The sequence below is a fragment of the Streptomyces sp. NPDC101194 genome, from assembly GCF_044767885.1.
GTDB lineage: Bacteria > Actinomycetota > Actinomycetes > Streptomycetales > Streptomycetaceae > Streptomyces.
Genome location: NZ_JBIWOS010000003.1, coordinates 823,755 through 834,613, shown reverse-complemented (window position 1 = coordinate 834,613; position 10,859 = coordinate 823,755). Strand labels below are relative to the sequence as shown.

Genomic DNA, 10,859 nt, shown 5'->3' with positions numbered 1-10,859 from the left:
GCGCCGATGGTACTGCAGGGGGGACCCTGTGGGAGAGTAGGACGCCGCCGAACTCCTTTTACGGAGAAGCCCCGTGCCCTTGTGGCACGGGGCTTCTCTGCGTTTCAGGGCCCACACATGCCATGGTTCGAAGCTACCCGTCCTCCTCCGGGGCCGGCGACGTCGGCGCACGGTGGTGAGAGGGCCGGCGTGGCGGATGAGGGCCCGTCAGAGTCTTCTGCGGTCAGTGGTTTTGAGTACCCCTGAGTTCAGGGTATGCTTTACCTCGTTGCCACAGCGCAGCAGGCCCCAATAGCTCAGTCGGTAGAGCGTCTCCATGGTAAGGAGAAGGTCTGCGGTTCGATTCCGCATTGGGGCTCAGTGAAGAAGAAAGGCCCCCGCCAAATGGCGGGGGCCTTTCGCATGTTCGGTGCGTCCTTACTCGTTGTCCCTGTGGTCCGAATCGAGGCCGGCGATCTCGTCCGCTGAGAGGCGCAAGGCACCTGCGGCCACGTTTTCCGTCAGGTGGTCCGGACTACCGGTGCCGGGGATGGCGAGGACGTGTGGTCCCTGATGCAGCGTCCAGGCCAACCGGACCTGCGCCGTCGTCACACCGTGCCTGTGGGCGACGGCGAGCAGTTTGTCCGCGTCGGAGCTCCTGGGGTTCTCGGAGCGAGTGGAACCCGCGCCCTGTTCGCGTCCCTGGCCGGCTATGGAGAAGAAGGGGACGAATGCGATGCCTCGCTCTCCACAGATGCGCAGGACGTCATCCGTGCCCGCGCTCGGCGTACCGAGGCCGTAGCGGTTCTGTACGCAGACCACCGGGGCGATGGCCTGGGCCTCGGTGAGGTGGACGGCCTTCACTCCGGAGATGCCGAGATGGCGTACGAGGCCCGCCTCGCGCAGCTCGGACAGTGCTCCGAAGTGCTCGGAGAGCGATTCCTGGCCCATGAGACGCAGATTCACCAGATCGAGGTGGTCGCGGCCCAGTTGGCGCAGATTCTCCTCGACCTGGCCCCGCAGTTCGTCCGGCCTCGCGGGGGCGATCCACTCGCCCGAGGCGTCCCGTCGGGGACCGACCTTGGTGGCTATCACCAGGTCCTCGGGGTATGGGGCGAGCGCCCGGTTGATCAGCTCGTTGGCGGACCGCAGCGACGAGAAGTAGAACGCGGCGGTGTCGATGTGGTTCACACCGAGCTCGATCGCTTGTCGGAGCACGCCGATCGAGCGCTCACGGTCGCTCGGGGAGCCGAGGTGGAAGGCGGCGCTGCCGGTCAGGCGCATCGCCCCGAAGCCGAGCCGATTGACGGTCAGGTCGCCGAGTTCCCACGTACCAGCGGCTGATGCGTTGATTGTCGTCGGGTCCATGGGCCGCAGTTTCCCAGAGGCACGAGCCCTGACGAGGTGCTGTCAGGCGGCGGGTGGTTCGGGGACGCGCATGGCGAGGATGGCCATGTCGTCGGAAGCCGGTTCAGCGGCGAAGCGTTCGACTGCCCGCAGGATGCGTGCCGCCACCGCACCGGCCGTCAGACCGGTACACGTGGAGAGGACGTCCGCCAGACCGTCGTCGCCGAGCATGCGGGTGCCCTCACGGCGTTCCGTGACGCCGTCGGTCACGCACAGCAGGACGTCGCCCGGGGCGAGAGCGATCGTCTGCTCGTACAGTTCGAGGTCCTCGATCACGCCCAGCAGCGGCTGAGGTTCGGCCGCAGCCTCGACCGAGCCGTCCTGACGCAGGCGCAGCGGCAGGGGGTGGCCCGCGCAGACCACCTTGAGCAGAGCACTCCCGTCCTCCTGGGGCCACAGCTCCCCGTACAGAAGGGTCAGGAAGCGACTGCGGGCTCCCTCGTCCAGGATGGCGGCGTTGAGACGCTCCAGGACCGCAGGGCCGCCGAAGCCCTCGCGGGCGAGGAGGCGCAGGGCGTGACGGGCGAGGCCCGTGACGGCCGCGGCCTCCGGACCCGTTCCGCAGACGTCACCGATGGCGAAGCCGTAGGCGCCGTCGCGGATCGGGAAGACGTCGTAGAAGTCGCCGCCGACCTCGTTGCCCTCGCCCGCCGCGCGGTAGATGACCTCGATCTCGACATTGGGGACCTCGGGCAGCCCCGGCGGCAGCAGGCTGCGCTGGAGGGACTGACTGATCGCCATGCGCTCCGAGTAGAGGCGGGCGTTGTCGAGTGCGAGGGCGGCACGGCGGGAGAGGTCCTCGGCCAGTTCCAGGATCTCCTGGCGGAAGTGGTCGTCGGAGGGCTTTCCGAGCGTGAGCATGCCGATGACGCGGTTTCGGGCGACGAGTGGCAGGACCACTGTCTCTCCGCCCACCGCGGCGGCGGTGGCGAGCGTCGTACGGGCGCCGGAGCCGAGCCCGCCGGGTTCGCCGAGGCCGAGCGTACGCATGGAGGTGCGCAGGGCCGCCTGGTGGGCGGCCTCGGTCGGGGCCGCCCAGACTCGGGCGCCGGGGGTCGGTACGGGGTCGGGCGGGGCGATCTTGGAGAGCAGGGCCTTGAGGCCGTCGATGCGCTCCTCGTCCTCGTGCAGGACGTAGGAGAGGTAGGGCTCGGAGGACTGGTCGGCGATCGTGTAGACGGCGCACCAGGTGGCCAGGGTGGGGACCGTCATCTGGGCCATCAGGGCCAGGGTCTGGTCCCGGTCCAGGGTGCCGGCGAGCAGATCCGACGCCTCGACGAGGAAGGAGAGGGATCCGCGGCGCAGGCGCTCCAGCTCGCCCAGCCGGGCGGACTCGACGGCCAGCGCGATGCGGTCCGCGGCGAACTGGAGGCGCAGGGCCTCCTCGTTGGAGTAGCGGCCGGCGGCTTCCGCGGCGACGCCGAGCGAGCCCGTCAGACGTCCCTCGACCTTCAACGGGACGGTGACGACCGAGCGCATCCCCGTACCCCCGAGCAGGGGGACGGCGCCGGGGACGTGGTCGAGGTCTTCGTGGACGGCGGGCATCCGCGCGGATCCGTAACGTCCGGTACCGGCCTCCACCGGAACCCGGGCGAAACGCTGACGGGCGGAAGGCAGGCCGGTCGTGGCCCGTACCTCCAGTTCCGTCTCGTCGTCCGTCGCCAGGAGCAGGAAGGCCGAGTCGGCGTCGAGCATGTCGCGCGCCCGTTCGACCGTGCGCTGGAGCAGGCCGTCGAGGTCGTCGGGGGCGGGGGAGCCGATGAAGATCTCGAACGGGTCCGCCTTGCGGTGCTCGGTGTTCGCATCGGACACCGGCGCGCGTGCCGGGGACTGGAGGACGGCGCGTTCGTAGTCGCGGACGAGCAGACAGACCGTGGACGGCTCGCCGCCGGTGTCGCGGACCCGGAGGTGCGACGCGTAGACGGGGATGGTGCGGCCGTCTGCGCCACGGATTCCGTAACTGCCCTCCCAGCGCGAGAGTTGCAGTGCTTCGACGATGCCCGTGTTGGTGCCGGGTGTCTGCGGCCAGGCGGTGAAGTCGGTGAGCTGTTTCCCGATGACCTGGTCCATGGCGTATCCGAAGAGGAACGCGGCGTCCTCGTTCCAGGCGGCGATGGAGCCGGTGCTGTCGATCTGTACGACGGCCACCCGGACGCGCTCGTCGGTGACCGGGAGCAGGCCGACCGGGAGCAGGGGACCGGCGGAACGGATGCCCACCGGGCGCTCGGGAAGATCGAGCTGGAACCAGACATGTTTGTGGGCGGGCGAATACTCGACGCCCCACCGGGAGGCGAGCGCCGCGCAGAGCAGCAGCCCGCGGCCGTTCTCGCGGTCCGGGCTGCCGAATTCCGGACCCGAGCTCTGGAGCGGGACCTCGCGCTCCGGATAGTGGTCGGAGACCTCGATGCGGACGCCGTCCTCCGTACGCAGACACAGCACGTCCGCGGCGGTACCCGCGTGCACCACCGCGTTGGTCACGAGCTCGCTGGTGAGGACGACGGCGTCGTCGACGACATCCGTGTATCCCCATCCCTGGAGCGTGTCACGGACGAATGCGCGGGCGGTCGCGACAGAGCGCCCGACCGGGTCGAAGGTGGCAGCCGCGCGCGCGGTGATCACAGCACTCCCCATTTGGTGTCTCGTCGCTTCCCCGAGTCCTGTGCCCGTTTCTCGCCGCTTCGATTCGCCTGCCAGGCTAGACGCTCGGTCTCGGTGCCGGATACACGAGGGCCGACTTCGGGCAGGAACGATGAGGAACTGGCACGTGACCGGACAAGTGTGGGCTTCCCAACAGGGTGATGTGGGGCAACTCTTGGAGGCCGCACCCCGATCGGGTGGGGCCTGGTACGTTTCAACGATTTGACGTCCGCATGGTCACCCGTCGACGGTTGGCTGTGGCGGTGAGCCAATGAGGAACTGGGCAAGCTCCCAGTTAAGGCCCGAGCTATACGGTCAACCCCTGCGGGAGGGATCACGGTGGAGTCTGGCGTGGCGGCGCGGGGATCAGGCACGCGCACAAAAGGCGGACAGTCCGTGAAGAAGCGGCGCAATGGAACCATCGAGGTCGACGCGGCGGCACTCCACAGATTGCTGGCGGGCCTGGTGGCCATGCGCGACGGGAATTTCCGCAGGCGCCTGACCGTCTCGGGCGACGGCGTGATGACGGAGATCGCGGCCGTCTTCAACGAGGTCGCCGACCGCAATCTCCATCTCACCGGCGAGCTGGCTCGGGTGCGGCGGGTCGTCGGGCGTGAGGGGAAGCTCACGGAACGGCTGGAGACGGGCGCCTGCGAGGGCTCCTGGGCCGCCGCCATCGACGCCTCCAACGAACTGGTCGACGATCTGGCCCGTCCGGTCTCGGAGGTCGGCCGGGTGCTGTCGGCGGTGGCCGACGGTGATCTGGAACAGCGGATGGAGCTGCGGTCGCACACCTCCGACGAGACGGTGCGTCCGCTGCGCGGTGAGTTCCTGAAGGTTGCCCGTACGGTCAACAACCTGGTCGACCAGCTGTCGGCGTTCACCGAGCAGGTGACGCGGGTCGCGGTCGAGGTGGGTACCGAGGGCAAGCTGGGCGGACAGGCCCAGGTGCGCGGCATGTCCGGTTCGTGGAAGGACCTCACGGACTCCGTGAACACCATGGCGTACCGGCTGACCGCACAGGTGCGGGACATCGCCCTGGTGACGACGGCGGTCGCCAAGGGCGACCTGTCACGGAAGGTCACCGTGCACGTGGCCGGCGAGATGCTCCAGCTGAAGAACACCGTCAACACGATGGTCGACCAGCTGTCGTCGTTCTCCTCCGAGGTGACCCGGGTCGCCCGCGAGGTGGGCACGGAGGGCGAGCTGGGCGGGCAGGCGACCGTGCCCGGTGTGGCCGGGGTCTGGAAGGACCTGACCGACTCCGTCAACACGATGGCCGGGAACCTCACCTCCCAGGTGCGCGGGATCGCCGAGGTGACGACAGCCGTGGCCAACGGTGACCTGTCCCAGAAGGTCACCGTGAGCGCCCGCGGCGAGGTCGCCCAGCTCGCCGAGACGATCAACCAGATGACCGAGACGCTGCGCACCTTCGCCGACGAGGTGACGCGTGTGGCGAGCGAGGTCGGCGGCGAGGGCCTGCTCGGCGGGCAGGCCCAGGTGCCGGGTGCCGCGGGCACGTGGAAGGACCTCACCGACTCGGTGAACACGGTCTTCCGCAACCTGACGACGCAGGTGCGGGACATCGCGCAGGTGACCACGGCGGTGGCCAGTGGTGACCTGTCGCAGAAGGTCACCGTCGACGTGGCCGGCGAGATGCTGGAGCTGAAGAACACCGTCAACACCATGGTGGACCAGCTTCAGTCGTTCGGGTCCGAGGTGACGAGGGTCGCCCGGGAGGTCGGCGTCGAGGGCCGGCTGGGCGGCCAGGCGGAGGTGCCGGGTGCCGCGGGCACGTGGAAGGACCTCACCGATTCGGTGAACACCGCTTTCCGCAACCTGACCGGTCAGGTGCGGGACATCGCGCAGGTGACCACGGCGGTCGCCAACGGCGATCTGTCGCAGAAGGTCACCGTCGACGTGGCCGGCGAGATGCTGGAGCTGAAGAACACCGTCAACACCATGGTGGCGCAGCTGTCCAACTTCGCCGACCAGGTGACGCGGATGGCACGCGACGTGGGCACGGAGGGGCGCCTCGGCGGCCAGGCACGGGTCGACGGTGTCTCCGGTACGTGGAAGGAGCTCACCGACTCCGTCAACTTCATGGCAGGGAACCTGACCTCCCAGGTGCGCCAGATCGCGCAGGTGACCACGGCGGTGGCGCGGGGTGACCTGTCGCAGAAGATCGACGTGGACGCGCGCGGTGAGATCCTGGAGCTGAAGAACACCATCAACACGATGGTCGACCAGCTCTCGGCCTTCGCCGACCAGGTGACGCGGGTGGCCCGCGAGGTGGGTACGGACGGGCGGCTCGGCGGCCAGGCGCAGGTGCCCGGCGTCGCCGGTGTGTGGCGCGATCTGACGGATTCGGTGAACGGCATGGCCGGCAATCTCACCGATCAGGTCCGCAGCATCGCCCAGGTCGCCACGGCGGTGGCGCGGGGTGACCTGTCGCAGAAGATCGACGTGGACGCGCGCGGCGAGATCCTGGAGCTGAAGAACACCCTCAACACGATGGTGGACCAGCTCTCGAACTTCGCCGAGCAGGTGACGCGGGTCGCCCGCGAGGTGGGCACGGAAGGCATCCTCGGCGGCCAGGCCGAGGTGCAGGGCGTGTCCGGTACGTGGAAGGACCTCACCCAGTCCGTCAATGGCATGGCGAACAACCTGACCCTCCAGGTCCGTAACATCGCCGAGGTCACCACCGCCGTCGCCAAGGGCGATCTCTCCAAGAAGATCACCGTCGACGCCAAGGGCGAGATCCTCGAACTCGTGACGACGGTCAACACCATGGTCGACCAGCTGCTCAACTTCGCCGACGAGGTGACGCGCGTCGCCCGCGAAGTGGGCACCGAGGGAATCCTCGGCGGTCAGGCCCGGGTGCGCGGTGCGACGGGCATCTGGAAGGACCTCAGCGACAACGTCAACCTGATGGCCAACAACCTGACCAGCCAGGTGCGGAACATCTCCCGGGTCTCGTCCGCGGTGGCCACCGGCGACCTGACGAAGAAGGTCACCGTCGAGGCGCGCGGCGAGGTCGCCGAACTCGCCGACACCGTCAACACGATGGTGACGACGCTGTCCTCGTTCGCCGACGAGGTGACGCGGGTCGCCCGTGAGGTGGGCACGGAGGGCGAGCTGGGCGGGCAGGCACGCGTTCCGGGTGTCTCCGGTACGTGGAAGGACCTCACGGAGTCCGTGAACTCGATGGCGTCCAATCTGACCGGTCAGGTGCGGCAGATCGCCACGGTCACCACGGCCATCGCCAAGGGGGACCTCACCAAGAAGATCGACATCGACGCGCGCGGTGAGATCCAGGAGCTGAAGAACACCATCAACACGATGGTCGATCAGCTGTCCTCGTTCGCCGAGCAGGTGACCCGCGTGGCCCGTGAGGTGGGCACGGAGGGGCAGTTGGGCGGCCAGGCCCGGGTCCGGGACGTCGACGGCACCTGGCGCGACCTCACCGAGTCGGTGAACGAGATGGCCGGGAACCTCACCCGTCAGGTACGGGCGATCGCGGCCGTCGCCACGGCGGTGACCCGCGGCGATCTCAATCTCAAGATCGACGTGGACGCGTCCGGCGAGATCCAGGCACTGCAGGACAACATCAATACGATGATCGCCAACCTGCGCGACACCACGGCCACCAACAAGGAGCAGGACTGGCTCAAGGGCAACCTCGCCCGGATCTCCGGTCTGATGCAGGGGCGGCGCGATCTCGACGACGTGGCCTCGCTGATCATGAGCGAGCTGACTCCGGTCGTCTCCGCGCAGCACGGTGCGTTCTTCCTGGCCATGCCGACCGGTGACACCGACGCGGTGGGGCCGGGCAGTGACAAGGACAGCTCGTACGAACTCCGGATGAGGGGCAGCTACGGATACTCGGCGGGATCGATGCCGACCTCGTTCCGGCCCGGTGAGACGCTCATCGGCACCGCGGCGGAGGAGAAGCGGACGATCCAGGTGGACAATGTTCCGCCGGGATATCTGAAGATCTCCTCCGGGCTCGGCGAGGCGCCGCCCGCGCATGTGATCGTGCTGCCGGTGCTGTTCGAGGGGAAGGTCCTCGGTGTGATCGAACTGGCCTCGTTCCAGCCGTTCACCCATATCCAGCGGGACTTCCTCAATCAGCTCGCCGAGATGATCGCGACGAGCGTCAACACCATCAGCGTGAACACGAAGACCGAGAAGCTCCTCGAGCAGTCGCAGGAGCTGGCCGAGCAATTGCGGGACCGCTCGAAGGAACTGGAGATCCGGCAGCAGGCGCTTCAGGCCTCCAACGCCGAACTGGAGGAGAAGGCCGAGCTGCTGGCCCAGCAGAACCGCGACATCGAGGTCAAGAACACCGAGATCGAGGACGCCCGGCAGGTCCTGGAGGAGCGCGCCGAGCAGCTCGCGGTCTCGATGCGCTACAAGTCCGAGTTCCTGGCAAACATGTCGCACGAGTTGCGTACGCCGCTCAACTCGCTGCTCATTCTGGCCAAGTTGCTCGCGGACAACGCCGAGGGGAATCTCTCGCCGAAGCAGGTGGAGTTCGCCGAGACGATCCACGGGGCCGGTTCCGATCTGCTGCAGCTGATCAATGACATCCTCGACCTGACGAAGGTCGAGGCGGGCAAGATGGATGTCAGTCCGACCCGGATCGCGCTGGTGCAGTTGGTCGACTACGTGGAGGCGACATTCCGGCCGCTCACCGCGGAGAAGGGGCTCGACTTCTCCGTACGGGTGTCACCGGAGCTGCCCGCGACGCTGCACACGGACGAGCAGAGGCTGCTTCAGGTACTGCGCAATCTCCTCTCCAACGCGGTGAAGTTCACCGACAGCGGAGCGGTCGAGCTGGTGATCCGGCACGCCGGCACGGATGTGCCGAACGCCATTCGTGAGCAGTTGCTGGAGGCCGGATCGCTGCGTGACGCCGATGCCGATCTGATCGCCTTCTCGGTCACCGACACCGGTATCGGGATCGCGTCCAGCAAGATGCTGGTGATCTTCGAGGCGTTCAAGCAGGCCGACGGGACGACCAGTCGCAAGTACGGCGGCACGGGGCTCGGCCTGTCCATCAGCCGGGAGATCGCCCGGCTGCTGGGCGGTGAGATCCACGCGGCGAGCGAGCCGGGCCGCGGCTCGACCTTCACGCTGTATCTGCCGCTGCACCCGAGCGAGCTGCCGCCGCAGGGCTATCCGCAGGTGGGCCCGGGGCCCGTCGAGGCACACGGTGCAGTGGTCGAGGAAGGTCCGTTCGCAGACGTCCGTCCGGGCGCCGGCCCGACGGCGACCGCGCACGATTCGGCGGGGAGCGGCGGACCGGCGCGACGGCGCAAGCCCCTGGAGAGCTCGCAGCGACGGCTCGCGCTGCCGTCGCGCGCCTCCGCCCCGGCGTCCGCGCAGGAACCGTGGACGCTCGGCGGGCAGGAGGAACCGGAGGTTCGCAGGACGTTCCGGTTCCACGGCGAGAAGGTGCTGATCGTCGACGACGACATCCGTAACGTCTTCGCGCTCACCAGCGTGCTGGAGCAGCACGGTCTCGCGGTGCTGTACGCGGAGAACGGGCGGGTGGGCATCGAAGTCCTGGAACAGCACGATGATGTGACGGTCGTACTTATGGACATCATGATGCCGGAGATGGACGGCTATGCCACGACGGCGGCGATCCGCAGGATGCCGCAGTTCGCGGGGCTGCCGATCGTGGCGCTCACGGCCAAGGCCATGAAGGGCGACCGGGAGAAGGCCATCGAATCCGGCGCTTCCGACTATGTCACCAAGCCTGTCGATCCTGATCACCTCCTCTCCGTCATGGAGCAGTGGATGCGCGGAGAGTGATCATTTATTGAGGGAATCGCGATGAGTTGATGATCGGCTGTGCCCGCAGGGGTGTGAGAAGGCGCTGTACGGGGAACCTTCTGGTCCCCCACCGCGTTTCTGCTGTGTGCACAGTGACATCGCGGTGACAGGGTGTGGCGACGGGCGGGGTGCGGCTACCATGACCGGCACAAGGACGGACGGCGTAAGGGAGTCGTCCCCTGGGGCGGCGCCCGGTGCAATTCCGGGGCGAGGAGGACGGGCCATGGTGCAGAAGGCCAAGATCCTCCTGGTCGATGACCGGCCGGAGAATCTGCTGGCGCTGGAGGCCATCCTCTCTGCGCTCGATCAGACCCTGGTACGGGCATCGTCAGGGGAGGAGGCGCTCAAAGCGCTGCTCACGGACGACTTCGCGGTCATTCTGCTGGACGTCCAGATGCCGGGCATGGACGGTTTCGAAACGGCCGCACACATCAAGCGGCGGGAGCGGACCCGGGACATCCCGATCATCTTCCTCACCGCGATCAATCATGGTCCGCATCACACCTTCAGGGGTTACGCGGCGGGCGCGGTGGACTACATCTCGAAGCCGTTCGACCCATGGGTGCTGCGGGCCAAGGTCTCGGTCTTCGTCGAGCTGTACATGAAGAACTGCAAGCTCCGCGAACAGGCGGCGTTGCTGCGGCTCCAGCTCGAAGGCGACGCCGACGACACGGGCCACGAGAAGGAGCCCGCGGGACTGCTGGCCGAACTCTCGGCGCGTCTCGCAGCCGTCGAGGAGCAGGCCGAAGCGCTGTCCAAGCAGCTCGACGACGAGTCGGCGGACGCCGCGGCCGTGGCCACCGCCGCCCACCTGGAGCGGAAGCTGACCGGCCTGCGCCGGGCGCTCGACGCGCTGGAGCCCGGCACCGGAAGCGGCGCGAGCGTCGTTCCCTCGTAACGTCGTACCGCGGCGCGGAGCCAGGGCGGGAACGGTCCGGCCGTGCGACCTGCGCCCGGCGAACGGCGGTTGTCCGGGCCTCCGGGCCAACTTC

General features: G+C 68.1%; 4 protein-coding genes and 1 tRNA gene. 3 read left to right on the top strand and 2 right to left on the bottom strand.

The genetic code is table 11. From position 1 onward, the window contains the following. Window positions 1–285 precede the first annotated feature (285 nt). Window positions 286–358 (top strand) — tRNA-Thr (locus ACIRP2_RS16645). Window positions 359–417: 59 nt separating this feature from the next. On the opposite strand, the gene ACIRP2_RS16640 is transcribed toward ACIRP2_RS16645, so the two are convergent. Next, entirely contained in the window at window positions 418–1,347 is a 930-nt protein-coding gene (locus tag ACIRP2_RS16640) for an aldo/keto reductase (RefSeq protein WP_404250809.1), read from the bottom strand. A 42-nt stretch (window positions 1,348–1,389) separates the two neighbouring features. Then, complete coding sequence (locus tag ACIRP2_RS16635; RefSeq protein WP_404250807.1) at window positions 1,390–4,017, bottom strand: SpoIIE family protein phosphatase; 2,628 nt, start codon at window positions 4,015–4,017, stop codon at window positions 1,390–1,392. A 402-nt stretch (window positions 4,018–4,419) separates the two neighbouring features. Here ACIRP2_RS16635 and ACIRP2_RS16630 point away from each other — a divergent pair, with 402 nt between their 5' ends. Together ACIRP2_RS16630 and ACIRP2_RS16625 are read left to right on the top strand one after the other, a co-directional pair. Beyond that, the gene (locus tag ACIRP2_RS16630; protein WP_404250805.1) at window positions 4,420–9,846 is read left to right on the top strand and encodes a HAMP domain-containing protein; all 5,427 of its coding nucleotides are present in this window, start codon (window positions 4,420–4,422) and stop codon (window positions 9,844–9,846) included. Window positions 9,847–10,090: 244 nt separating this feature from the next. After that, window positions 10,091–10,765 carry a two-component system response regulator gene (locus ACIRP2_RS16625; protein ID WP_404250803.1) on the top strand — a complete coding sequence of 225 codons (675 nt, stop codon included), beginning with the start codon at window positions 10,091–10,093 and terminating at the stop codon, window positions 10,763–10,765. Window positions 10,766–10,859 lie beyond the last annotated feature (94 nt).